The 23,417-nt window shown below is 70.7% G+C and carries 27 protein-coding genes; 13 read left to right on the top strand and 14 right to left on the bottom strand.

The genetic code is table 11. The features are described from left to right. Window positions 1-261: 261 nt before the first annotated feature. Entirely contained in the window at window positions 262-2,262 is a 2,001-nt protein-coding gene (locus ACZ4MU_RS08905) for a flavin monoamine oxidase family protein (protein WP_467872852.1), read from the top strand. Window positions 2,263-2,411: 149 nt separating this feature from the next. Here the strand turns inward: ACZ4MU_RS08905 and ACZ4MU_RS08900 are convergent, their stop codons facing one another. After that, window positions 2,412-3,095 carry an adenosylcobinamide amidohydrolase gene (locus ACZ4MU_RS08900; protein ID WP_467872849.1) on the bottom strand — a complete coding sequence of 228 codons (684 nt, stop codon included), beginning with the start codon at window positions 3,093-3,095 and terminating at the stop codon, window positions 2,412-2,414. A gap of 108 nt (window positions 3,096-3,203) precedes the next feature. Further along, complete coding sequence (locus ACZ4MU_RS08895; RefSeq protein WP_467872847.1) at window positions 3,204-4,025, bottom strand: Rossmann-fold NAD(P)-binding domain-containing protein; 822 nt, start codon at window positions 4,023-4,025, stop codon at window positions 3,204-3,206. 98 nt (window positions 4,026-4,123) lie between these two features. On the opposite strand from ACZ4MU_RS08895, the gene ACZ4MU_RS08890 reads away from it, so the two are divergent. Then, window positions 4,124-4,546: a winged helix-turn-helix transcriptional regulator gene (locus ACZ4MU_RS08890; protein ID WP_467872845.1), complete on the top strand. Its 423-nt coding sequence runs from the start codon at window positions 4,124-4,126 to the stop codon at window positions 4,544-4,546. A gap of 51 nt (window positions 4,547-4,597) precedes the next feature. Here ACZ4MU_RS08890 and ACZ4MU_RS08885 read toward each other — a convergent pair whose 3' ends face one another. The 3 genes from ACZ4MU_RS08885 to ACZ4MU_RS08875 form a co-directional block, all read right to left on the bottom strand. Continuing rightward, on the bottom strand, window positions 4,598-5,356 hold the full coding sequence (locus tag ACZ4MU_RS08885; RefSeq protein WP_467872842.1) for a bestrophin-like domain: 759 nt from the start codon (window positions 5,354-5,356) through the stop codon (window positions 4,598-4,600). Window positions 5,357-5,448: 92 nt separating this feature from the next. Beyond that, window positions 5,449-6,315: an alpha/beta fold hydrolase gene (locus tag ACZ4MU_RS08880; RefSeq protein ID WP_467872840.1), complete on the bottom strand. Its 867-nt coding sequence runs from the start codon at window positions 6,313-6,315 to the stop codon at window positions 5,449-5,451. Beyond that, entirely contained in the window at window positions 6,312-6,935 is a 624-nt protein-coding gene (locus ACZ4MU_RS08875; RefSeq protein ID WP_467872838.1) for a TetR/AcrR family transcriptional regulator, read from the bottom strand. The genes ACZ4MU_RS08880 and ACZ4MU_RS08875 overlap by 4 nt, the downstream gene beginning before the upstream one ends. A gap of 154 nt (window positions 6,936-7,089) precedes the next feature. On the opposite strand from ACZ4MU_RS08875, the gene ACZ4MU_RS08870 reads away from it, so the two are divergent. Next, window positions 7,090-7,677 carry a GNAT family N-acetyltransferase gene (locus tag ACZ4MU_RS08870; RefSeq protein WP_467872836.1) on the top strand — a complete coding sequence of 196 codons (588 nt, stop codon included), beginning with the start codon at window positions 7,090-7,092 and terminating at the stop codon, window positions 7,675-7,677. 51 nt (window positions 7,678-7,728) lie between these two features. Here the strand turns inward: ACZ4MU_RS08870 and ACZ4MU_RS08865 are convergent, their stop codons facing one another. Further along, window positions 7,729-8,055, bottom strand: coding sequence for a MerR family transcriptional regulator (locus tag ACZ4MU_RS08865; RefSeq protein WP_467872833.1), 327 nt, complete (start codon window positions 8,053-8,055; stop codon window positions 7,729-7,731). 749 nt (window positions 8,056-8,804) lie between these two features. On the opposite strand from ACZ4MU_RS08865, the gene ACZ4MU_RS08860 reads away from it, so the two are divergent. Both ACZ4MU_RS08860 and ACZ4MU_RS08855 read left to right on the top strand, forming a co-directional pair. Further along, window positions 8,805-9,242, top strand: a complete 438-nt coding sequence (locus ACZ4MU_RS08860) for an Hsp20/alpha crystallin family protein (RefSeq protein ID WP_467872831.1) — start codon at window positions 8,805-8,807, stop codon at window positions 9,240-9,242. 98 nt (window positions 9,243-9,340) lie between these two features. Further along, a complete protein-coding gene (locus ACZ4MU_RS08855; protein ID WP_467872828.1) occupies window positions 9,341-9,748 on the top strand; it encodes a DUF2267 domain-containing protein in 408 nt (135 codons plus the stop codon). Between the two features lie 68 nt (window positions 9,749-9,816). Here the strand turns inward: ACZ4MU_RS08855 and ACZ4MU_RS08850 are convergent, their stop codons facing one another. The 4 genes from ACZ4MU_RS08850 to ACZ4MU_RS08835 are packed head-to-tail and all read right to left on the bottom strand — an operon-like array spanning window position 9,817 to window position 11,889. Then, window positions 9,817-10,320, bottom strand: coding sequence for a GNAT family N-acetyltransferase (locus tag ACZ4MU_RS08850; RefSeq protein WP_467872826.1), 504 nt, complete (start codon window positions 10,318-10,320; stop codon window positions 9,817-9,819). Beyond that, window positions 10,317-10,736, bottom strand: a complete 420-nt coding sequence (locus ACZ4MU_RS08845) for an arsenate reductase ArsC (protein ID WP_467872824.1) — start codon at window positions 10,734-10,736, stop codon at window positions 10,317-10,319. The genes ACZ4MU_RS08850 and ACZ4MU_RS08845 overlap by 4 nt, the downstream gene beginning before the upstream one ends. After that, a complete protein-coding gene (locus ACZ4MU_RS08840; protein ID WP_467872822.1) occupies window positions 10,733-11,512 on the bottom strand; it encodes an MIP/aquaporin family protein in 780 nt (259 codons plus the stop codon). Before ACZ4MU_RS08840 ends, ACZ4MU_RS08845 begins: the two co-directional genes overlap by 4 nt. Beyond that, window positions 11,509-11,889, bottom strand: coding sequence for an ArsR/SmtB family transcription factor (locus tag ACZ4MU_RS08835; RefSeq protein WP_467872820.1), 381 nt, complete (start codon window positions 11,887-11,889; stop codon window positions 11,509-11,511). The genes ACZ4MU_RS08840 and ACZ4MU_RS08835 overlap by 4 nt, the downstream gene beginning before the upstream one ends. Window positions 11,890-11,980: 91 nt before the next feature. Between ACZ4MU_RS08835 and ACZ4MU_RS08830 the strand changes: the two genes are divergently transcribed. Together ACZ4MU_RS08830 and ACZ4MU_RS08825 are read left to right on the top strand one after the other, a co-directional pair. Then, window positions 11,981-12,487, top strand: coding sequence for an ArsI/CadI family heavy metal resistance metalloenzyme (locus ACZ4MU_RS08830; RefSeq protein ID WP_467872818.1), 507 nt, complete (start codon window positions 11,981-11,983; stop codon window positions 12,485-12,487). 576 nt (window positions 12,488-13,063) lie between these two features. Further along, the gene (locus ACZ4MU_RS08825) at window positions 13,064-15,214 is read left to right on the top strand and encodes a glycoside hydrolase family 9 protein (protein ID WP_467872815.1); all 2,151 of its coding nucleotides are present in this window, start codon (window positions 13,064-13,066) and stop codon (window positions 15,212-15,214) included. A 136-nt stretch (window positions 15,215-15,350) separates the two neighbouring features. On the opposite strand, the gene ACZ4MU_RS08820 is transcribed toward ACZ4MU_RS08825, so the two are convergent. Further along, entirely contained in the window at window positions 15,351-15,725 is a 375-nt protein-coding gene (locus tag ACZ4MU_RS08820) for a winged helix-turn-helix transcriptional regulator (protein ID WP_467872813.1), read from the bottom strand. Between the two features lie 96 nt (window positions 15,726-15,821). On the opposite strand from ACZ4MU_RS08820, the gene ACZ4MU_RS08815 reads away from it, so the two are divergent. Next, window positions 15,822-16,703 carry an NAD(P)-dependent oxidoreductase gene (locus tag ACZ4MU_RS08815; RefSeq protein ID WP_467872810.1) on the top strand — a complete coding sequence of 294 codons (882 nt, stop codon included), beginning with the start codon at window positions 15,822-15,824 and terminating at the stop codon, window positions 16,701-16,703. Between the two features lie 43 nt (window positions 16,704-16,746). On the opposite strand, the gene ACZ4MU_RS08810 is transcribed toward ACZ4MU_RS08815, so the two are convergent. Then, window positions 16,747-17,736 carry a magnesium and cobalt transport protein CorA gene (locus ACZ4MU_RS08810; RefSeq protein ID WP_467872808.1) on the bottom strand — a complete coding sequence of 330 codons (990 nt, stop codon included), beginning with the start codon at window positions 17,734-17,736 and terminating at the stop codon, window positions 16,747-16,749. 122 nt (window positions 17,737-17,858) lie between these two features. Then, on the bottom strand, window positions 17,859-18,344 hold the full coding sequence (locus tag ACZ4MU_RS08805; RefSeq protein WP_467872805.1) for an ATP-binding protein: 486 nt from the start codon (window positions 18,342-18,344) through the stop codon (window positions 17,859-17,861). 188 nt (window positions 18,345-18,532) lie between these two features. Between ACZ4MU_RS08805 and ACZ4MU_RS08800 the strand changes: the two genes are divergently transcribed. The 4 genes from ACZ4MU_RS08800 to ACZ4MU_RS08785 all read left to right on the top strand — a co-directional run bounded on the left by ACZ4MU_RS08800 (window position 18,533) and on the right by ACZ4MU_RS08785 (window position 21,423). Further along, complete coding sequence (locus ACZ4MU_RS08800; protein WP_467872802.1) at window positions 18,533-18,898, top strand: STAS domain-containing protein; 366 nt, start codon at window positions 18,533-18,535, stop codon at window positions 18,896-18,898. Window positions 18,899-18,955: 57 nt separating this feature from the next. Then, a complete protein-coding gene (locus ACZ4MU_RS08795; RefSeq protein WP_467872799.1) occupies window positions 18,956-20,017 on the top strand; it encodes a YihY/virulence factor BrkB family protein in 1,062 nt (353 codons plus the stop codon). Window positions 20,018-20,072: 55 nt separating this feature from the next. Continuing rightward, window positions 20,073-20,624: a phosphatase PAP2 family protein gene (locus tag ACZ4MU_RS08790; protein ID WP_467872796.1), complete on the top strand. Its 552-nt coding sequence runs from the start codon at window positions 20,073-20,075 to the stop codon at window positions 20,622-20,624. Between the two features lie 322 nt (window positions 20,625-20,946). Next, a complete protein-coding gene (locus ACZ4MU_RS08785; protein ID WP_467872793.1) occupies window positions 20,947-21,423 on the top strand; it encodes a hypothetical protein in 477 nt (158 codons plus the stop codon). Between the two features lie 159 nt (window positions 21,424-21,582). Here the strand turns inward: ACZ4MU_RS08785 and ACZ4MU_RS08780 are convergent, their stop codons facing one another. Next, window positions 21,583-21,795: a hypothetical protein gene (locus ACZ4MU_RS08780; protein WP_467872791.1), complete on the bottom strand. Its 213-nt coding sequence runs from the start codon at window positions 21,793-21,795 to the stop codon at window positions 21,583-21,585. A 555-nt stretch (window positions 21,796-22,350) separates the two neighbouring features. On the opposite strand from ACZ4MU_RS08780, the gene ACZ4MU_RS08775 reads away from it, so the two are divergent. After that, the gene (locus tag ACZ4MU_RS08775) at window positions 22,351-23,193 is read left to right on the top strand and encodes an SGNH/GDSL hydrolase family protein (protein WP_467872788.1); all 843 of its coding nucleotides are present in this window, start codon (window positions 22,351-22,353) and stop codon (window positions 23,191-23,193) included. The last annotated feature ends 224 nt before the right edge of the window (window positions 23,194-23,417 follow it).

Here is a 23,417-nt window from a genome sequence, read left to right as displayed (position 1 = left end):
TCGGCGCCGCGTCCGGAAGGCGCCGCGCAGGCTCGCCCGAGAGGACGGATGTGGATATGCCTATGGCAGTGTGGGGGACGGATCGCGGCGGCAGAGGGAGAACGCTCGGCATTCACCCCTTCGGGTCTCAGGAGCGGCCCACGGCCCTGTCCCCGTGGCCGACCTGCTGCGACGTCAGGCTCTGTCGCCGCTTCGCTCCTTCGAGTCAATGCCGTTGTATGTGCGGGTGCCCGGCCGCGGTGACCGTTACAAATGGGCGCCATGACTGAAGATCACGCGGTGACGCGCTCAGAGGGCGGTCTCTCCCGGCGGAGTTTCGGGGGGGGGGGCGGGCCCGCCCCCCCCCCCCCCCCCGCGACCGCCCTCACCGGCTCCGTCGCCGCGGCCCCGCCCGCCTCGGCCGCACCGGTCCAGGGCCATGGCGCCGATTTCGACCGGTGCCTCGCCGTCGCTCGCGCCCTGCTCGTCCTGGACTCCGACGACCACCCCCTCGTCCCGCGTTACCAGCACGTGCTCCGCGAGGGGCTGCCCCCTGGGCGGACCCGCCCCAAGCGCGTCCTGGTGGTCGGCGCCGGTCCCGCCGGACTGGTGACCGCCTGGCTGCTGAAGCGGGCGGGGCACCGGGTGACGGTGCTGGAGGCCAACGGCAACCGCGTGGGCGGTCGCGTCAAGACCTTCCGCACGGGCGGCCACGAACACGCCGAGCAGCCCTTCGCCGATCCCCGCCAGTACGCCGAAGCGGGCGCGATGCGCCTGCCGGGCAGCCATCCGCTGGTGATGGAGCTGATCGAGCGGTTCGGCCTCACAAAGCGCCCCTTCCACTACGTCGACATCGACCACGAGGGACGTCCCGCCAACCACACCTGGATCCACGTCAACGGCATCCGCATGCGCCGCGCCGACTACGCCCGCGCGCCCCGGCGCATCAACCGGTCCTTCGGCGTCCCCCAGGCGCACTGGGACACCCCCGCCGCGGCCATCCTCCGCTCCGCGCTGGACCCGGTGCGCAACGAGTTCAGCTACCTCGGCCGCGACGGCAAGCGCGTCGAGAAGCCTCTCCAGGAGCGGTTGCGGGGCTGGGCGCGCGTGGTGGAGCGGTTCGGCGACTGGTCGATGTTCCGCTTCCTGACCGAGCACGCCGGCTTCGACGAGCGGACCATCGATCTGCTGGGCACGGTGGAGAACCTCACCTCACGCCTGCCGCTGTCCTTCATCCACAGTTTCATCGGCTCCTCCCTGATCAGCCCCGACACACCCTTCTACGAGCTGGAGGGCGGCACGGCCGTCCTGCCGGACGCCCTTTTGAGGCGTGTGCGCGAGGAGGTGCGCTTCGACCGCCGCGTCACGCGCATCGAGTACCACCACCCCGACCGCTCCTCGCCGGACGCCGGGCACGTGCGGAGCAAGGGCCCTCAGGTGTGGGTGGACACCGTGTCCGAGGGCCGCGGCGGTCCCGTCGTACGCGAGCAGTTCACCGCGGACGCCGCCGTGATCACGGTGCCGTTCGCCGGACTGCGCCACGTACAGATCGACCCGCCCATGTCGTACGCCAAGCGCCGCGCGGTCTGCGAACTCCACTACGACAGCGCGACCAAGGTTCTGCTGGAGTTCAGCCGCCGCTGGTGGGAGTTCGACGAGGCCGACTGGAAGCGCGAGCTGCGCGCGGTCGATCCCGGCCTGTACGACGCCTACCGCACCGGCCGGGCCCGCGCGGACGGCAGCCTGCTCGGCGCCCACCCCTCCGTGCCCGGCGGCCACATCAGCGCCGATCAGCGCACCCACTACGCCGCCCACCGTGCGGTGGTACGGGACCAGCCGGAGGCGGTCGACGTCGTCGGCGGCGGCTCGGTGTCGGACAACGCCAACCGGTTCATGTTCCACCCCTCCCACCCGGTCCCCCACAGCGCGGGAGGCGTGGTCCTGGCCTCCTACAGCTGGGCGGACGACGCGCGGCGCTGGGACGCGCTGGACGACGAGGCGCGCTACCCGTACGCCCTGTGCGGCCTCCAGCAGGTCTACGGGCAGCGCATCGAGGTCTTCTACACCGGCGCGGGCCGTACGCAGAGCTGGGCGCGCGACCCGTACGCCTTCGGGGAGGCATCCGTGCTCCTGCCCGGACAGCACACGGAGTTGCTGCCCTCCATCCCCACCCGCGAAGGGCCGCTGCACTTCGCCGGGGACCACACGTCCGTCAAGCCGGCCTGGATCGAGGGGGCCGTGGAGTCCGCCGTGCGCGCCGCCCTGGAGGTCCACACCGCATGAGCCGCGTCATCGGCTGAGCCTCGGCGCGGGCTGCCACCCCTGCGGGTCGCAGAGGTGGCAGCCCGGGGACCACCCGTGCTCGACGGCCCGCCCCTCGGGCGCCCGGTGGCAGCCGGAGTGCCTCGGGTCACGCGCTCAGGGCAGGGCGCTCAGGGCAGGGGCCGGGCGGCTCCGCGTACGGCTTGGTGGACAGCGCGGGCCAAGCGCGCGCCCCACAGCGAGCGCGGACCGGCGAAGGCGTGCACCTCGTCCCCGTCCACCGGCGACCGAGCGGCGACGCAGACGGCGTCCGTGGGGGTGCCGGAGCAGTCGTAGCCCGTGTCGAGCAGCGCCTGCACCTTGGCTTCGGTGGCCGTGGCAACGGCGTTGACCAGCGCGGCATCGATCATGGCCACCGGAAGCGCGACCACGATGTTGACCGTGCCGGGCCGCGAGGTCGGGGCCGGGTCCTGTGTCGCGGCGGCTGCCCATCCGCGTACTCCGAGGCCCGCGGTGGCCACCGCCTCCACCCCCTCGTCGTCCCCCTGGCCGTACGCCCGGACGTCGGCGGCCGTCATCAGCCCGACCCCCGGCCCGCGGACGCCTGCCCGCTGGGCCAGCTCTGCCAGGTGCCGGTCGGGGTCGCGGCGCCGATAGCCGTGGGACACCTGGGCGTTGAGGACCCAGGCGCGCTCCCCGATGCCGCCGCCGAGCACCGCGCTGCTGATCATCCGCCAGCCGCCACCGGCCTGCCACAGCAGGCTGTGCAGCCGTTCACCGTCCTCGAAGCGGGACAACTGCCGCACCGGAAGGGCACCGGCTCCGGGTCGTGGCGGCGGAACAACGGCGGTCACCGGACAGACACTCCTCACGGGGCGGAAACCGCTTGATCGTACGTTGCCCTGCCCGCGCCGCCCTGTCTCGGCCCGGGGTGCCGCCGAGCGGGCGTTCCTTCGGGGCCGCTACACGCTCGCCCGCGGCCTGGCGGCGGACGCGGTGGCCACGGCCGTCGCCAATGGATCGCGGGGCGTACGGCCGAGGAGGTCGGCGAGGTCGGGTGCGGTGCCGTCCAGGAAGCCGTGCCGGATGCCGGTGGCGATCGAGGCGAGCATCGGCGGCTGGAACGGCAGCAGCCCCGGGGTGTCCTCAAGGAGCCTGCGCCGGTACTCGCCGAGGCTGATGGAGCCGTGCGTGACGCCGAGTGTGTGGGCCACCTGCCGGGCCGTGATCGGTGTGCCGACGAGGTCGTAGACGCGTCCGCGGTGGGCCGCGGGGGCAGCCGCCACCACGGCCGCGACCTCCGCCAGGTCCTCGCGGGCCACCGCCGCCAGGGCGCCGTCCCCGAACGCGGACTCCACACCGTCGCCGGCCCACATCAGCAGACCGCCGAAGAGCTCGGCGTACAGGCCGTTGCGCAGCATCGTCCACGGCAGTCCGCTCTCGCGCACCAGGCGTTCGGTCGCGCGGTGGGCGAGAGCGAAACCGAGGTGGTCACCCGCGGTGGTCAGGCTCGTGTAGACGACGTGGCCGACGCCGTCACGGCACGCGGCGTCCAGGACCGCCGCGTGCCGGGCCACGACCTGGTCGTCCTCCCCGTAACCGGCGGAGACGAGCACCAGAGTCGACACACCGGTGAGGTCGAGGCCGGCGCGGTCGTCGAAGTCCACCCGCCGCATACCTTCGCCCGGCACCCGGCTGCCACCCACCGCGAGGGCGCCACGGGTGTGCAGCGCCGCGAGTGTGGCCGAGCCGAGGTTCCCGTTCGCTCCGGTCACCAAAATCATGATCAATCACAGTCTTCCGTCGTCGTCCGTCACCGTTCTCCCCAGTGACTACGCTTGATCCTCGAACGCACATCACCCGGCCACAAGAAGGCAGTTCGATGTCACTCACGCACACCGGGGTAACCACCACGCCCGCCGAACTCGACCCGTGTGGAAGCGAAGACCACCCCGACTGCGGCATTCGCGATCTCCTGGACCGCATCGGCGACAAGTGGTCGGTGCTCGTGATCGTCGAACTCGCCTCCGGGCCACGGCGCTTCCGTGAACTCCAGCGCGCCATCGACGGCATCTCCCAGCGCATGCTCACCCTCACGGTGCGCAGGCTCGAACGCGACGGTCTCGTGCTGCGGACGGTGTACCCGACGGTCCCGGCGCAGGTCGACTACCGCCTGACCGAGACCGGGGCGGGCCTGACCCACCTGGTGAAGGCACTCGCCGACTGGTCGCTCGCCCATCGCCCGGTCATCGCCGAAGCCCGGCACGCCTACGACCGGGCCCACCCCGACCACGACATCCACTGAAGGCACTCAGCTACCTTTTCGTACGGACTCGGCGCTCGGCGGCACAGGCCTTCAGCGCGAGAGGTCCGGATAGCGCGCGAGTGCTTCGTGATAGGCGTCCGGGCCTACGCTGACGCCTCCGCCGTAAGGGTGGTTGAGGGCCAGTACCAGGTAGATCATGTAGCCGAAGCCTGCGGCTCCGAACCCGAGCAACACGTAGTGAATCTTGGTGACGGGATGGCCGAAGAACGCGATGACGGCAAGCGTGGCGAGGCCCGCGCCGATCATGAGGGAGAGAATCGGCAGAGGCACCTGCGCGTCCTTCTCCGCCAGGCGCTCACGCCGTGCCACGTACACCTCCCGGAGGCGCTGGCTCACTTCCGCCTTGGCCGCCCGGCTGTCACCGTCCGGACTGGCGCTGCGATAGACGTATGACCGGAGCGTGTCGAGCCCCCGCACGGTGGCCGGGTCCGCCCGGCCCTCGCTCATCGCGGGCCACTCCGCGTCGATGACCGAACGGGTGTAACCGACGAGTTCCTGGCGGACCTTGTCCCGGTCCCCGGGCGACAGTCCCTGCGCGGCGAAGTAGGCGTCCTTCAGGGCGCTCGCCTCGGCGAGACCGGCCTTCCGGGCGGCGGTCAGTTCCGACTGGGCGTTCACGGCGAGGAAGGCGAAGGAGAACACGAACAGACCGCTGATCGCTCCGATGGCCATCTCGACCCCCTTGGGGAGATCGGCCGCCTTTTTGTCACTCCTTCGGGACATGAGATAGGCGGTCAGCATGACCGAGAAAGCGGCAACGAGCATGACCAGCAAGGAGTTGAAGAGCACAGACAGCATTATTCGGGCCCGGTGTCCTCAGGACGGCGCGACGCGACTGGGGCGGACGGCCTCGGCACTCCTTCCTCCCCACGCGGCCGAGTTCATGTGACCTCTTCCAGGAACGGGACGATCGCATCGACGAAGTGCTCGTTCCGGTCGCCGACCACCATGTGTCCGGCGCCGGGCACCACGACGGACCCCGCCCGGGGAACCCTTGCGCAGAATTCCTGGACGACGTCTTCGCGCACCAGGTCGCTGATCCCGCCGCGGACGAGGAGGATCGGCACATCGGCTCGGCGTGCGGCGTCGAGGAGACGGTCCGCCATGCCCGGCGGGTCCATCCGGCCCGCGAAGCTGTCCAGCAGCCGGGGATCCCAGTGCCAGAACCAGCGATCGCCGTCGCGGCGCAGGTATCTCCGTACCCCTTCGTCGTCCTCCCGACGCGGGCGGGGCGGTGTATGCGAGGAGTGCGAGGAGATCGCCGCAGCCGCTTCCTGTACGTCGGCGAATCCGGCGGAATGGCGGTGCATGAGCTCGACGATCCGAAGGATCCCCCTGGGGTCGGGCCGATGGGCGACGTCGACGAGCACCAGAGCGCGGACCGCCGCGCCAGGTGCCTCTCCGGCGGCGAGCAGGGCGCCCAGACCGCCGAGCGAGGCCCCCACCAGCACTGGCCGACCGCCGAGTTGGGCGGCCAGGGCCCGGATGTCGTCGGCGAACAGGCGGAGGTCGTAGTCACCGTCGGCCGACCACGCGCTGGCGCCGTGCCCGCGCAGGTCCGGCGCGACGACGCGCCATCCCAGGGCGGCCAACCGAGGGCCGGTCCGGCGCCAGGCGTGCCGCGTCTGGCCGCCCGCGTGCAGCAGGACGAGCGGGGGTGAGGCCTCCTCGCCCCATTCGTCCGCCGCGAGCCGGATCCCGCCCTGGCCTGCGAAAACGCGCGCTCGTGGCAGAGCGTCGGCCGTCATACCCCGGCCCGTTCGCGCAGCGGCGTGAGCAACTGTTCGCGGTGGGGGGCCGCGGGCGCCGCGGCGAGTGCGACATCCAGCGCGAACTGGGCGCGGGCCAGAAACCGGTCGTCGTCGATCAGATCTGCCACCCACTGGTGCAGCGCGCCCACGCACGCGGTGCCGACCGGGGCTGCCAACTCGTCGGTGTCGAAGCCGGCGCGCAGAAGGCCCTGCGTCCGTGCGCCGGCCATGGTTTGGCGGAGCCGGGCGAGCGGACCGCGGGCGAACACGAGGCCGTTTGCCTCCCACTCACGCACCATACGACGCGATACGACGGGGTCGGCCATGAACAGGCGGACGGGCGACCGGACGACGTCCTGCGGGCCGCAGGTGCCCAACACCGCCGGCCGATACTCCAGTTCGTCCATGAACCCGGCGGCGAGTGCTTCCCAGATCTTGCCTCGGGGACCGATCAGGTTGTACACCGTGGCCGGGGCGGCCTCCGCCCGCTCGGCGATCCGCTCCGTACTGAGCACCGGTTCCGGGCTCTCCCGCAGGAGTTCGCGCGTGGCCTCAAGAATGCGGATCCGTCGCTGGGCCTTGTGATGCTCACGCAGTCCCGCACCGGCCGGCCGCATGGGCGCGCCCCTCCCGCTGGATGTCAGAGAGCTCTCGCAACTTAGAGGTGCCTCCAAGGACAGTCAACCAGGGGCGGCGCCGGAGTCGCTCCCCATGTCCGGCGAGGCCGTAAAGCAGTGGACAGCCCTGCCGCGCCGGGCGAGCATCGCCGCGATGAACAACGAAACTCTCCCCCGGGAAACTCTCCCCCGCCCCAAACACGTCCGCTTCGTCGAGCTCAACGCGAGAGCACTGCGGGCTCTTGCGGACGGGGACCTCCCCGCCGCCGACGCCGAGGCCGGGGTCGCTCTCGACCCGCACTTCATCGGCGAACGCGCCCGCTGGATCTTCGGCTACCGCGCCGACCAGCTCGCCACGGATCCGTCCGCCGCGCCTTGGATCACACGAGCCGCGGTGTCCGTGCCGGACGGGTTCGTCGTGGGCGACGCCGGGTTCCACGGTCCGCCGAACGCGGACGGGACGGTCGAGGTCGGATACACGGTCGTGCCCCGCTTCCGGCGCCAGGGCTATGCGCGCGCCATGCTGACGGCACTGCTCCTCCGGGCCGCCGCCGAACCCGGTGTGACGACCGTGCGCGCCAGGGTCGGCTCCGGCAACGAAGCCTCCCTCGCCACCATCGCGGGCTTCGGTTTCACACGCGTCGGTGAGCAGGGGAACGGGCGCGACGGACTCACCCTCGTCTTCGAAGTCGCCGCGGACGCGATACACACCGGGCGGCCTCGCGGCGCCGGTGGGGCTTAGCCGACCGGCCCCGCCACCCGGCCGACGCGTTCGGCCCACGCGGGGACAGGCTTACGTGTTCGTGGATTCGGCGGCGCGACGGTACTCGGCGTTGATGCGCTGGGCCTCTTCGAGCTGGTCCTCGAGGATGACGATGCGGCAGGCGGCCTCGATGGGGGTGCCCTGGTCGACGAGTTCGCGGGCGCGGGCCGCGACGCGCAGCTGGTAGCGGGAGTAGCGGCGGTGGCCGCCCGCGGAGCGGAGCGGCGTGATGAGCCGGGCTTCACCGATGGCGCGAAGGAAGCCCTGGGTGGTGCCGAGCATCTCGGCGGCCCGCCCCATGGTGTAGGCGGGATAGTCGTCGTCGTCGAGACGACTGTTGGAGTCCTCTACTGTCATTTGCACCTCTCCATGGCACGCGTTGAGGGGCCCTGGTGCCATATGGCACCAGGGCCCCGAAGGAACTGCTACACCATCTGCCGGCCCTGGTACTGCGCCGGCCTTCTGTTTCCGCCGTTCCGACCCGACTGCTGCCGGAGGTGCGGGGATCGCGGTTGCTTGACCGGAGACCACCTCACTATCGATGTCCTGCGGTACCCGGGCTCAGCCATCCACCCGGGCGATCCTGATGGCGTTCGGCTCCTCCGTCCTTCCCTCTGGAATCAATCACTTGCGAACTGCTGGTACTGCTCTCTTGCGTACTACTGGTACTGCGAACTGCTACTTGCGGTACTGCTGGTGGCGGCCCCTGATCACTGCGGGCCACCCGGTCCGGTCGTCAGTCCCGTCACCGTCCTGCGACTGCTCTGGCTTCGGAACTCCACGACCGCACCGTCCTGCGAACTACTGGTACTGCTGCCCGGCAGTTCGTCTCTGCCGGGCCCTGTGGATCTGAGCTACGAGAAAAACCATAGCCACACGAGCACCCAATGTCTACTCCGGCCACCATAGATTTTCTTGCGTTCGACGGGAGGGCTATCGGCCTCGAACAGAGCGGGTCCGACCGTCAACCTGCGGCACCCCCCCTCTTTCCCACTCCGTCATCATTTCGATGACGACATGTTTGTCATCGATTGGATGACGTGCTACAACGGTGGTGTTGAAGCGCATTGGCGGGTACAGCCCGAACCTTCTGGAGGTGTTTCACGATGTTGATGCGCACCGACCCCTTCCGTGAGCTCGACCGGCTGGCCCAGCAGCTGACCGGCACAGGAACCGGCACCTGGACACGGCCTGCCGCGATGGCGATGGACGCCTACCGCGAGGGCGACGAGTACGTGGTGGCCTTCGACCTTCCGGGCGTCAGCGCCGAGGCGATCGACATCGACGTCGAGCGGAACATGGTGACCGTCAAGGCCGAGCGCCGCCCCGTCGCCAAGGCCGAGAACGTGCAGATGGAATTGTCGGAGCGGCCGCTGGGTGTCTTCTCCCGTCAGCTCGTGCTGGCCGACACGCTCGACACCGAGCGCATCAAGGCCGACTACGAGGCCGGGGTGCTCACCCTGCGCATCCCCATCGCCGAACGCGCCAAGCCCCGCAAGATCACCATCAGCGGAGAGCCCTCCCGCAACGAGATCTCCAGCTGAATCCGGCGATCCGAGCCGGACAGCGGCGCAGGACGGGCACCTGATCTCCCCCTCCGCCCGTCCTGCGCTCCCCTCAGTCCAGAGAGGCGGTGGCTGACGTGTCCCTGCGAAAGGAAGCATTCCTCGACCAGGTGAAGGAACGTGGCGAGTACAAGGACGTCCAGGAGGCCGAACGGGCCGCCCGCGTCGTTCTCGCCCTGCTCGGCGCCCACCTGGTCGGCCGCGTGCGGGCCGAGCTGGCCGCGTGTCTGCCGGAGTCCTTCGCCCTGATCCTCCTCAACCCGCTGCAGAGCGCCGAACCGCTCTCGCCCGAACGGTTCGTACGGGCCACGGCGGCCTGGATCGAAGGGGCTACCGAGGCGACCGCCACCTGGGACGTCAGCGCCGTCCTCAGCACCGCCGCCGACGCGGCAGGCGACGACCTCATGCACCAGATCCTGCTCCAGCTGCCGACCGGATACGACCTCCTCTTCGGCCGCCCCCAGGCAGGCTCCGCCCATTCGTGAGCCCGCCGCGCCCATGAGCCCCGTGCTTCCGATCGGGGCGCGGGACGTGGGCGGGGCGCCGAGACGGGTCAGACGACCGTGGGGCTGCGGCGTTCCACGAGGACGACATCGCGCCATGTGCCGTGGTGTCGGCCGATGCGCTCGCGCGTGCCGATGACGCGGAACCCGGCCTGCCGGTGCAGGGTAAGGCTCGCGGTGTTCTCCGGGAAGATGCCGGACTGCACCGTCCAGATCCCGGCGGCGTCGGTGGAGGCCAGCAACGCGGTCAGCAGGGCCGTGCCGACGCCGCGACCGCGTGCTTCGGGGTGGACGTAGACGGAATGCTCGACGACGCCGGCGTCCGCGCAGCGGTCGGAGACCGGCACCACGGCCGCCCAGCCCAGGACCCGGTCCCCGGCGAGGGCTACCAGGCGGTGGGCGGGCAGCTTGGCGGCGTCGAACGCCTCCCAGCTGGGCGCCGTGGTCTCGAAGGTGGCATGGCCCTCGTCGATGCCCAGCTGGTAGATCGCCAGGACCTGCTCGGCGTGCTCCGGCCGCAGCGGAGCGATGCGCAGGCCGGAGTCGGTGCTCACGCCGTCGTCTCGATGCCGAGTTCGGCGAGGAGGACGCGGACGCGCCGCCCGATCTCGTCGCGGATCGGCCGGACCGCCGCGACGCCCTGGCCGGCCGGGTCGTCGAGCCGCCAGTCGAGGTACCGCTTGCCGGGGAAGTACGGGCAGGCGTCGCCGCAGCCCATGGTGATCACCACGTCCGAGGACCGCACCGCCTCGGTGGTGAGGATCTTGGGGGTCTGGGCGGAGAGGTCGATGCCGACCTCCTTCATGGCCTCCAGCACGGCCGGGTTCACCGCGTCGGCAGGCGCGGAACCCGCCGAGCGGACCTGGACGCGGTCTGCGCCCAGGTGGCCGAGGAAGGCGGCGGCCATCTGGGACCGTCCGGCGTTGTGCACGCAGACGAACAGCACGGAGGGAACGGTTGAGGTGCTCATCGGGTCAGGGCACTTTCTTCGGCGGAGGGGGCGGGGACGGAGCGCTGCTGCCCGCCGTGGGGGACGACGACCTCGTCCTCATTCGCGGGAGCCGGGCGGCCGAAGCAGAGCCCGACCAGGCACAGACCGACGGCGGCACCCGCCAACTGGGCTGCGAGGAACGGCAGCACGGACGCGGGGGCGATGCCGGCGAAGGTGTCGGTGAACGCGCGGCCGATCGTCACGGCCGGGTTGGCGAAGCTGGTGGAGGACGTGAACCAGTACGCCGCTCCGATGTAGGAGGCGACCAGCAGCGGCGCCAGGTGTGCGCGGCCCGCGCGGGCCAGGCCGAAGACGAGCCAGACCAGCCCGGCGGTGGCCACGACCTCGCCCAGCCAGAGGTGTCCGGCGGACCGCTCGTGGGTGGAGAGGTGCGTCAGCGGCTCGGCGAACATGGCGTCGGCCAGCACCGCGCCGGTGATCGCCCCGGCGATCTGGGCGGGTACGTACGCGATGACGTCGCGCAGCGGGGTGGCCTCGTGCCCGGTACGGCGGCCGGTGACCCAGGCGGCGAGGGTGACGGCCGGGTTGAAGTGCGCTCCCGACACCGGCCCGAGCAGGGCGATGAGCACCCCGAGGCCGAAGACGGTGGCGAGGGAGTTGGCCAGCAGTTGCACCCCGATGTCACGGGTCAGCGCGGTGGCCTGGATCCCGGAGCCGACCACCACCGCGACCAGCGCGGCCGTGCCGATGGCCTCGGCGGCCACGCGCCGAACCAGCGGTGCGGGCGCGCTCACACCGGCACCACCGTCGAAGCGGCAGGGATCTGGAGCAGCGCGGACAGCTTCGCCAAAGCCTCGGGCAGCACCCAGTAGTACACCCAGGTCCCCCGCCGCTCGGAGCCGACAAGACCGGCCTCCCGGAGCACCTTCAGGTGGTGGGAGATCGTCGGCTGGGACACGTCGAACGGGCCGACGAGGTCACACACGCATGCCTCGCCGCCCTCGTGGGAGGCGATCAGCGACAGCAGCCGCAGCCGGATCGGGTCCGAGAGCGCCTTGAACATCCGCGACAGCTCGGCCGCGCTCTCCTCTCCCAACGGCTCACGGACCATCGGAGCGCAGCACGCCTCGTCGTCCTGTCCGAGCACCGGAAGACCAGCTTGTTTCGACATACCTCTATGTTGACAGCCATCTAATCCAGTGGCAAGGTCACCCATATCGACAGCCGTCGATATAAGCCGTTCTCACGGTTGGGAGACCGCCATGTCCCGTGTTCAGCTCGCTCTGCGCGTTGCCGACCTCGACGCCTCGATCGTCTTCTACTCCAAGCTCTTCGGGAACGCCCCGGCCAAGCGTCGCGAGGGATACGCCAACTTCTCCATCGCCGAGCCCCCGCTCAAGCTCGTCCTCATCGAGGGCGGAAGAGGCGAGGACACCCGTCTGGACCACCTCGGCGTCGAGGTGACCTCGGCCGACGAGGTCGCCGCCGCCACCGAGCGGCTCAAGGACGCGGGCCTGGCGACCTTCGAGGAGAACGACACCTCCTGCTGCTACGCCGTGCAGGACAAGGTGTGGGTCACCGGCCCCGGCGAAGAGCCGTGGGAGGTCTACGTCGTCAAGGCCGACTCCGACACCCGGGAGAAGACCGGCGCCACCCCGGAGGCATGCTGCGGCACCACCGCCTGCTGCACCCCCGACGAGCAGGCCATCGACCCGGCACGCACGCCCGCCGAGGCGAAGGCCACCGCCGGGTGCGCGTGCGCCGACTGAACCCGGCGGCGCAGCCCCGCGTCCGCTCCGGGCGACGCCACCGTGATGCGGTGGTGGGCCCGGCCGCCGCCGAACGTGATAACCCGACCGATCCGCCGTTGCCCGCCCCCGGAAGCTTCCAGGGGCGGGCAACGGCATGAGGGCGGCCGTACGGACGTGACCCTGCGGGCCCCACCTCCGTAACCCTGCGGGCCTCTCCTCCGTAACCCTGCGGCCCCCTCCTCAACTCCCGTATACATCCTCACCTGTTGACGACCGCCCCGCGCCTCATTACTGTCCGCCTCGAATCTCCGGTCCATCGACCAGTGTTCGACATTTCGCCGAGTGGGAGCGCTCCCGCTCCGCCGTCCCGTGGCGGGAGGCGGCGCCACGAGCGCTCCTGGAGGAAAGGACGCCTGTGCCGGAGCCACCCCGCTTCCCCGGACGCCGGTCACGCGGGCTCCAGCCCTTCGCCGTCGTCGTGCTCTCCCCGGCCGGTGCCGTGCCGTGGCCGCCGAGCCCCGCACCAACCGCCACCGCCTCGGCGGGCCCGAGCGCCCGGACCGACTCCACCCTTTGATCCCCTAGGAGCCGCTCATGCCCCCCACCCCGTCGTCCGGCCGGCCCAGAAGCCTCGCCGCCACCCTGCTGGCAGGCTGTCTCCTCGTCGGTGGCATCCTGGCCGCACCCGCCGCGTCGGCCTCCTCCACGGCCGCCACGACGGCCGTACGCGTCAACCAGGTCGGCTACTTGCCCGACGGCCCCAAGCGCGCCACCGTCGTCACCACCGCGACCCAGGCACTCACCTGGCAGTTGCGCGACGCCTCCGGGACCGTGGTGGCCTCCGGTGCCACCACCCCACGCGGCGCGGACACCCCCTCCGGGCAGTCCGTCCACGTGGCCGACTTCTCCTCGTACCAGGGGACCGGCTCGGGATACGTCCTGTCGGTGGACGGCAGCAGCAGCGTGCCCTTCGACGTCCGCGGAAATCTCTACGACGGGCTGCGCTCCGACTCGATGGCCTTCTTCTACCACCAGCGCAGTGGCATCACCATCGACACCTCCCTGGTGGGCTCCGCCTACGCGCGCCCGGCCGGACACCTGGGCGTGGCACCCAACAAGGGCGATACCTCCGTTCCCTGCCAAGCGGGCGTGTGCGACTACACCCAGGACGTGAGGGGCGGCTGGTACGACGCGGGCGACCACGGCAAGTACGTGGTGAACGGCGGCATTTCCACCTGGCTGGTCGTCAACTCCTTCGAGCGCGCCAAACGGGCCGGCAAGGACGCGGCGCTGGGCGACTCGACCCTGCGCGTCCCCGAGCGCGGCAACGGCGTACCGGACGTCCTGGACGAGGCGCGCTGGGAGCTCGACTTCCTGATGCGGATGCAGGTGCCCGCGGGCAAACCGTACGCGGGCATGGCGTTCCACAAGATCCATGACGCGGCCTGGACCGGTATGCCGACCCGGCCCGACCAGGACGCCCAGCCGCGCGAGCTGCACCGCCCCTCCACGGCGGCGACCCTGAACCTGGCGGCGGCCGCGGCGCAGTGCGCCCGGGTCTTCCGGCCCTACGACGCCGCCTTCGCCGACCGCTGCCTCTCGGCGGCCCGCCGCGCCTGGACCGCCGCCCAGGCCAACCCCGCCGTGCTGGCGCCCGATTCGGACAGCACGGGCGGTGGTGCCTACGGTGACACGCAGGTCGGCGACGAGTTCTACTGGGCGGCAGCCGAGCTGTACGCCACGACCGGCGAGAGCGCCTTCCGGGACGCGGTCACCTCCTCGTCCTGGCACTCCTCGGCCACCGCCTTCTCCCCCTACGGCTTCGGCTGGGCGGACACGGCCGCGCTCGGCCGGCTCACCCTGGCCACGGTGCCCAACGGACTGCCCGCCTCGGATCTGGCGCGCATACGTTCGTCGGTGACCGCGGCGGCCGACAGCCACCTTTCCAGGATGGGCGCCCAAGGGTATGCCGTGCCGGTCCCGGCGGACGGTTACTTCTGGGGCTCGAACAGCGAGGTCGCCGACAACGCCATCATCCTGGCCGTCGCGGGGGAGCTGACGGGCGACGCCCGTTACCGCACCGGCGCGCTGGAGGCGATGGACTACCTGCTCGGCCGCAACGCCCTCGGCCAGTCCTACGTCTCCGGCTACGGCGAGACGTCCTCGCAGAACCAGCACCACCGCTTCTGGGCGCACCAGCTGGACGCCTCGCTGCCGCACCCTCCGGCCGGGTCGCTCGCGGGCGGTCCCGACAGCGCGCTCCAGGACCCGGTGGCCCAGGCGAAACTCCCGGGCTGCGCACCCGCCGCGTGTTACATCGACGACATCGGCTCGTACTCCACCAACGAGGTGGCGGTCAACTGGAACGCCCCGCTGGCCTGGCTCGCCGCCTACGCCGCCGAGGGAGCCTCCACCGGTGAACCGCCCACCGCGGCCTGCGCGGTGACGTACAAGACCGACAGCGTGTGGAACACCGGCTTCACCGCGACGGTCACCGTCAGGAACACGAGCCCGGCCCCCGTGAACGGCTGGCAGCTGACCTGGACCTACCCGGGCGGTCAGCGGACCACGAGCGCCTGGAACGCGACCGTCACCCAGAACGGCACCACCGTCAGCGCCCGCGACGCCGACTGGAACCGGACGATCGCACCCGGCGCAACGGCGAGCTTCGGGGTTCAGGGGACACACACCGGAACAAACCCGTCCCCCACCGGTTTCGCCCTCAACGGAAGCGCCTGCACCTGAGCCGCCGGTGAGGCCGGGGCCATCAGGGCCGAGGCCCCCTGCCCCCGTGGAGCCCCGCCGGACCGTCGGCGGGGCTCCACTCGGGTGTTCAGCCCGACCTGGACCGCTACCGCGGTGTCACCATCTAGTGCGACCGCTACGACGTGCCTTTCGGCGCCGCCGAACTGGCCCGCGCCTGAGCCGTCCGCTCGCGCCCCCAGGCGGCCAGTGCCTGGAGCGCGTCGTTGAGGCGCTTGCCGTCGTCGGTCAGGGAGTACTCGACGCGGGGCGGCACCTCGTCGTAGGAGACGCGGCGTACGACGCCGTCGGCTTCCATCTCGCGCAGGTGAGAGGCGAGCACCTTCTCGGTGACCCCGGGGAGCAGTCGGCGCAGTTGGCCGAAGCGGCGGCAGGGGTGTTCGTGGAGTGCCCACAGAATGAGCACTTTCCACTTACCGCCGATCACCTCCATCGCGGTGTCGATCCCGCAAGTGTGTCCCTCCGTTGTGCCCGGCCGGTTCAGCGTCGTCATGTCCCACCCCTTCTGCCTGCTGACTCTCCCCGGGGTAACCACCTACTTCGAAGTACGTACTTGATCATCTCCGGGCGCACCGCCAGCCTAATCGGCATGACACAGACCCCTGCCAAAAAGAGTTCTCTCACCCTCCTGGGCCTCGGTGCGATGGGCACCGCGCTGGCTCGTACCTGGCTTGCCGCCGGTCACCCGGTCACCGTCTGGAACCGCACTCCGGCCCGGGCCGCCGCGCTCACCGGCGCGGGGGCCCGGATCGCGGGCAGCGCCGCCGAGGCGGTCGCGGCCAGTGCCCTGGTCGTGGTGTGCCTGCTGGATGACGCCTCGGTCGGCGCGGTCCTGGCGGACACCGACCTCGCCGGGCGGGACCTGGTCAACCTGACCACCAGCACTCCTGCCCAGGCCCGCTTCCGTGCCGCATGGGCCCGCGAGCGCGGCGCCCGCTACCTGGACGCCGGGATCATGGCCGTCCCGCCGATGATCGGCGTCCCCGAGGCAGGCGGCTATGTGCTCTACAGCGGCTCACGCGAGCTGTACGAGCAGCACCGGGGGACATTGCGGAGTGTGGCCGGGACCACCTACGTCGGCGAGGACCCAGGACACGCGGCCCTGCACGACGTGGCCCTGCTCAGTGCCATGTACGGGATGTTCGCGGGCACCGCGCACGCCTTCGCCCTGATCCGCAAGGAGGGCATCGACCCCGCCTCCCTCGCGCCGCTGCTCGCCGAGTGGCTCGTCGCGATGGCCCCGCACGTACACCAGACCGCCGGCCAGCTGCGCAGCGGCGACTACACCAAGGGGGTCGTCTCCAGCCTCGCCATGCAGGTAGCCGGGACACCGACCTTCCTGACCACGGCCGAGCAGCAAGGCGTCAGCCCGGAACTCCTCAGCCCCTACTTCGCGTTGATGCGCCGACGTCTGGAGGAGGGCGGCGGCGAGGAGGACCTGACGGGCGTCATCGACCTGCTGGTCCGCTGACCGATGCCTCCGTCGCGTACGCCCCCCGGCCGCCCCCCAGTTGTCAGAGCCAGCCGTTGCGGCGGAAGGCCCGGTACAACAACCCCGCGCCCACGGCCATCAGGGCGAGCGCGGACGGGTAGCCGTAGCGCCAGTCCAGTTCGGGCATGTGGGCGAAGTTCATACCGTAGATACCGGCGACCATGGTGGGGATGGCGAGGATGGCCGCCCACGCGCTGATGCGGCGCATGTCGTCGTTCTGCCAGGTGCCCACCTTCGCCAGGTGGGCGTCCAGGACGGAACCGAGCAGGTCGTCCAGGGCGCGTACTTCCGTGTCGGTGCGGGTGAGATGGTCGACCACGTCACGGAAGTACGGCACGACCTGCCGCGGCCAGTCCTCCCGTACGGTCGTGAAGGGCCGCACCACCGGGACCAGCGGCTGGATCGCGTCGCGGAACTCCACCACCTCGCGCTTGAGCGAGTAGATCCGCTCCGTCAGATCGTCGCGGGCGGGCGAGAACACGCACCGCTCCAGCTCGGTCAGATCCGTCCGCACCTGGGCGGCCGCCTCGGCGTAGGCGTCGACGATCACATCGGTCACCGCGTGCAGGACACTGACCGGTCCGAACTCCCGCATGGACGGCTGCTTCGCGAGCCGGCGCGCCGCCTCCGCGGTGGGGTCGCTCGCCCCGTGCCGTACGGTGAGCGCGAAGGACGGTCCGATGAAGATCATGACTTCGCCGGTCTCCACGTCCGAAGTGCGCTCGACAAACCACAGCGTCTTCACCGCGACCGCCAGCACATCACCGTAGCGTTCCTGCTTGGGACGCTGGTGGGCCTGGACCGCGTCCTCGACGGCCAGAGGATGCAGATTCAGATGTCGGCCCAACTGCTCAAGCTCCTCCGGGCGCGGTTCATCCATCCGTATCCAGGCGAACTCCTCCGGCTTCAGCGCGGCCAGCCGGTCGAGGACGGCCTCACACCCTGTGTCCGCCTGTCGGCAGTCCATCTGTTCGCACTCGCCCGTCCGCTCCTGATAGATCACGCATTCCATGCCCTCTCGCATGCTTCGGCTGCCGCATTCCATGCTTTCCCGGGATGCGAAAGCCGCTGCCGCGAGCCGATCCGCGCCGGGCCGTCACCGGACCTTCGTACGGGACGGCCGCGTCCGCGGAGTCAGACCGGGCGAGACCCGGCCGCACTGGTGTCCGGATCGTCGTCAAGGAGCGCCACGCTGGCGGTGACGCGCTTGCCGACGGGCTCCCGCCGCGCTTCGAAGCCCTGGGCCACCGCCATGACGATCTCCAGGCCGTGCTGGCCCACGCGGCCGGCGTCGGCGTCCCGGGCCACCGGCAGCTCCGGGTCGCTGTCCCAGACCACGACGTCCACCACCGTGCCGGTGGCGTGCAGATCGAGGAGGACCGGACCGGGGGCGTATTTGCGGGCGTTGGTGACCAGTTCACTGACCACCAACTGGGTGAGGTCCATCGCGCGCGCCGAGACGGGTATCCCCTGCTCGCTCCGGAGCCGGGTGAGGAACTCCGCCGCGAGGTGGCGGGCCTCGGCGATACAGGTGCCGTCGCCGTCCAGCGCCGCCGACACCCGCCAGGGCTCCGGATGCCGCACTAGGGGGCCCACCCCGTCGAGAGGGACCGCTTCCACCCCCACCACTTCTGTCCCCCGTCCATGCACCCGCGCGTACCCGCGATCCCGCTTTGTACACCTGCAACCCCTCGACGGCCCAGCGTCCCTGGCGAGGACGGCCCCCGTAGGATCCAGACCAGGCCGACAGGCAGCCGCCGACCGACCGAAGTCACCGACCGAAGTCACCGAGCGCTGTGGAGACAAGCGTGACCGACAAGAAGGACACCGTGGAGCCGGACAGACTGACGATCACCTCCGCGACCGTCGACGACGTCGACGTCATCACCGTCGGCGGGGAAATCGACCACCACACCGGCGAACCCCTCCGCCAGGCGCTCCGCTTCCCCGCGAGCACGGACGCCCCGCGCGTGGTGGTGGATCTCGGCGGAGTGACGTTCATGGACTCCAGCGGCATCAACATCCTCATCTCCGCGCGCACCGCCATCTGCGCCGCCGACGGCTGGCTGCGTCTGGCAGGCGCCACCGGATCCGTCCTGCGCACGCTGCAACTCGTCGGACTCGACACGATCATCGACTGTTACCCCACCGTCCGCGAGGCCGTCGACGCCTGACGTCGCGCGCAGGGGCGCCGATGACATGAGCGGGGCCCGGAGGGGTACCCGGGGCCCATGACGAAGCTCCATCTCCCAGGGCGGAAAGCGCGCGACGGCGACGCGGCGAAAGAACACGACAACCCCACGCCCGAGGAGGCCGGGCCCGGACCGGAGGTGGAGCGGCGCGCACCGGACACGCCGACGAAGCTGCCCAGGCGGGCCTGGGGTGCCGTACTCAAGGGCGCGCTGCGGGAGTTCAAGGACGATGAGCTGACCGACCGCGCGGCGGCCCTGACGTACTACGGCGTACTGTCGCTGTTCCCGGCGCTGCTGGTCCTCGTGTCACTGCTGGGCATCACCGGCAAGTCGGCGACCGACTCGGTGCTGGAGAACATCAAGAAGTTCGCGCCCGGCTCGGCGCGGGACATCATCACCCAGGCCGTGGTGCAGTTGCAGGGCAACGCCGGAGTCGGCTCCTTCATGGCGATCGTCGGCCTGGTGCTGGCGGTGTGGTCGGCCTCGGGCTATGTGGCGGCCTTCATCCGCGCCGCGAACGCCGTCTACGACATGCCCGAGGGCCGCCCGGTGTGGAAGATCCTTCCGATCCGGGTCGGGGTGACGGTCGTGCTGATGGTGCTGGCCGTCGCCAGTGCGCTGATCGTCGTGTTCACCGGTGGCCTGGCCCACCAGGCGGGTGCCGCACTGGGCTTCGGGGACACCGCGCTGACGGCGTGGGCCATCGCCAAGTGGCCCGTGCTCGTCCTGCTGGTCACCATCATGATCGCGATCCTGTACTGGGCCACCCCGAACGCGAAGGTGAGGGGGCTCAAGTGGATCACCCCGGGCAGCTTCCTCGCCCTGGTCATCTGGATGATCGCCTCTGCCGGTTTCGCGTTCTACGTCGCCAACTTCGCCAGCTACAACAAGACCTACGGCACCATGGCCGGTGTCATCGTCTTCCTCCTCTGGCTGTGGATCACCAACCTGGCCATCCTGCTGGGGCTGGAGTTCGACGCCGAGACCGCGCGCCAGCGGGCCATCGCCGGTGGCCTGCCGCCCGAGGCGGAGCCGTACACCGAGCCCCGCGACACCAGCACGTGGGACGAGGAGGACCGCCGTCGTCTGGGCGAGGTGTGACCCACCGACCGATGATCTTGGGTGTACGTCGACGACCTCGGGATACTTGTCGTTCATGAGGTATCTCGTGGGCTTGCGCGACGCAGAGCGATCGCTGACCAAGAAGACGGCCACCGGCATTCCTCCCCGCGTCGGCAGGATGCTCTCCGCGGTGGAGGAGACCGCCGAGAGTACGAAGCTGTGGTGCGGCGCCGCCGTGGCGATGGCGGCGCTGGGCGGATGGCGCGGCCGCAGGGCGGCGGCTGCCGGTCTGACCGCCATGGCGCTGGCACAGCTGGTCTCGAACGGCATCTGCAAACAGGTGGCGGGCCGGCCCCGGCCGCCCAGGGACTGGTTCCCCCACGACGAGGTGGACGACCGCCCCGACTCCTCGTCCTTCCCCTCCGGCCACACCGCCGCCGCGGTGGCGTTCACCGCCGCCGTGGCGCCCCGGTGGCCGGCCGTCGGCGCGGCGTGCGCGGTGCCCGCCGCCCTGGTGGCGGTCGAGCGGGTGCAGAGCGGCGCCCACTACCCCAGTGACGTGGTCGCGGGCGCCGCCGTCGGTCTCGCCAGCGCCTGGGCGACCCGCCGCTCCCTGCGGGTGATCCTGCGCCGCTGGCTGTTTTAGTGGGGCCGGTTTTGATCGGCCGTTTTGGTCGGTCCGTCTGATCGGTCGGTGCGATCGGCTGGTTTTGGTCGGCCGACTGTCCGGTGCTCGGTATTCGGAGACGTAGAGGAACCCTGCCGACAACGGCATGATCCGGCCATGCGCCCTCATCGAGGAACCCGTCTGGCGAGAAGCCGACGCCCATCTCGGACAGTGCTGGGACAAGCTCAGGTCCCTCTACCTCCACCTCGACGGCGAGCACCGTGACGGGCGGAAATCCTGGGGAACGACATCCGGCCAGGGCCGGGGGGGTACGACCGCGAGGTCTGGGCACACGAACTCCATGCAGCGACACGCGCGTCCCACGAGCACTCTGTTCGGTTCGGCCGGAACGGCCCGCTCATCGCCGTCCGGTTCGGTCGGCGCCAAGCACGCGCGCCCGAGCCGACTCACCGCCCGGCTGCAACGCCGGATCCTCGCCTACAGCGCGATCGACTTCCTGTCCACGCACATCCCCGGCACGGCGGACTCCGACGAAGAGTGCCTGCTCCTGGTCCACGTCCGTCAGGTCGTCGGACAGGTCCGCTACCGGATCTGCTCCCCCTGCGCGCAGGGAGTCATCACGGCCGTCACCATCAACGAGCCGTTCGACAACACAGGGCTGGACACCCGGGCGCTCTCGCATCTGCGGGCGCGCAACCCCGATGTCGCCTGGCACAGCACATCGGAGTCCGGCATCACGCGCGAGCTCCTGCTCCGCATGCGCATCCCCGCCACCACCTCCCTCACACCCTGCCCCCACGCCCCGACCGCTGCCTGAAGCGGCACGAACCGGCTGCCCGTCCGGCCACGCCTGCCCCCGTGGCCGGACACGTCACGCTGCTCCCTCGGGGTACCAAGTCCGCTCGTACCAAGTCCACGCACGGTACAAGTCGTTGAAACAGGGCCCCGGCTCACGGGGCCCTGACGCGTGCGCCGTTCAACTCCGGCGGCTGCGCCACAGCCGCACGCACGCCATCCCGCTTCCCGCCGCGAGCAGTCCAGGAAGCGGCGCCAGCCACGCCGCGGCGGCAGAAGCCCCGGTGACCGACGCGACGGTGCCGATGAGTACGTAGGCCACAAGGAACCCCCATACGAGGTTGGCGACCGGGTGGCTCCTCGTAAGCTCCTCGAACCTTTCCAGGTGTCCCATTCCGCTCTCCTGATCCAGGATGACGGGGTGTCATGTTCCGCCCCGGCCGGTCGGCATCGGTGAGGCGGTGGAGGCTTCGCGGCAGGGCGACGAAGGCGATGGTGCCGCCGCCGAGTCGGGGCCAACCGACCCTGTTGGTCATGGAATTGAGGGTGCCCGGGGGCTCGCGATCGAATCGTCGGTACGCCCCGTTCGGGCTGACGCCCGAGAGGCCGGGCCCCGCCCGGTCACCCCGGTCGCGGGGGAACGCGCGCCGGGACGACGACAGAAACCGCTGTCAGCATGGTTGACCCCGAGCCGACGATGGCCCACATTACCTATCAGTAGTAACCGGCGGTAATCCCACCTCCCCCACTCCCCTACTTCCCTGGCCGACGGCGTACGCACCACGGCCCGGAAGGCGTCCGCGCGCGCAGCCACCATCCGCTCCGCTTGCTCGAGCCGCTTCTTTCTCACGCAGCCCGTTTCTCGTGCGGCCCGGCCGCGTTCCACGCGGCCTCCCCCACCCGCACCACTCCCGAGAAGAGAGAGCACATGACCGAGCTCCTTTCTGTCATGACCGCGTCAGTCATGGCAGGCGCGCTGGCCGCCGGATTCACCGGTGCCACCGCCCATGCCGCCTCCCCCCTCGACTACGTCGCCCTCGGCGACAGCTACAGCGCCGGTTCGGGCGTCCTGCCCGTCGACGCGAGCAACCTCCTGTGCCTGCGCTCCACCGCGAACTACCCCCACGTCCTCGCCTCCCGGACCGGCGCCCACCTCAAGGACGTGACCTGCGGCGCGGCCCAGACCAAGGACTTCACCGCGTCCCAATACCCGGGCGTGGCACCCCAGTTGGACGCCCTGAGCGCCGACACCGACCTGGTGACCTTCACGATGGGCGGCAACGACAACAACACCTTCATCAACGCGGTGACGGCCTGTGGAGCGGCCGGCATCCTCAGCGGGGGCAAGGGCAGCCCCTGCAAGGACAAGAACGGCACGTCCTTCCAGGACCAGATCGACGCGAACACCTATCCCGCGCTCAAGAAGGCGTTGCAGAACATCCGCGCCAAGTCGCCCCAGGCCCGCGTGGCGGCGCTGGGCTACCCCTGGATCATGCCCGCCGACGCCGACCCGTCCTGCTTCGTGAAGCTCCCGATCGCCGCCGGGGACGTGCCCTACCTGCGCGACATACAGCAGCACCTCAACGACGCCGTACGACGCGCGGCCCAGGAGACCGGGGCCACCTATGTGGACTTCTCCCAGGTCTCCGAGGGGCACGACGCCTGCAAGGCAGCCGGAACCCGCTGGATCGAGCCGCTTCTGTTCGGACAGAACCTCGTGCCCGTCCACCCCAACGCACTGGGAGAGCGGCGCATGGCCGAGCGCACGATGAGTGTCCTGCAACTCGACTGATTCCAGCGGCCGTCCGCAGAGCCGCGGCACCACGCAAGCCGCCAGTGAGCGGGCCCCCGACCGGATCTTGCGGCCGGGGGCCTCGGCATGGGCCGCGCTCAGCACCGGGATCGTCGGCTCCACGACCGGAAAACAGCAAAGGCAAGGAGCTCCGTGTCTCCCTGCCACTATCAAGATATAGCGCCTCGGGGGGCTTGCCGCAAGGCCCCGGGCGTACCGCACAA

The organism is Streptomyces sp. NPDC026377, assembly GCF_055567715.1.
Note: the sequence above shows the minus strand (reverse complement) of the source record. Positions and strands in the feature narration are given on the sequence as shown.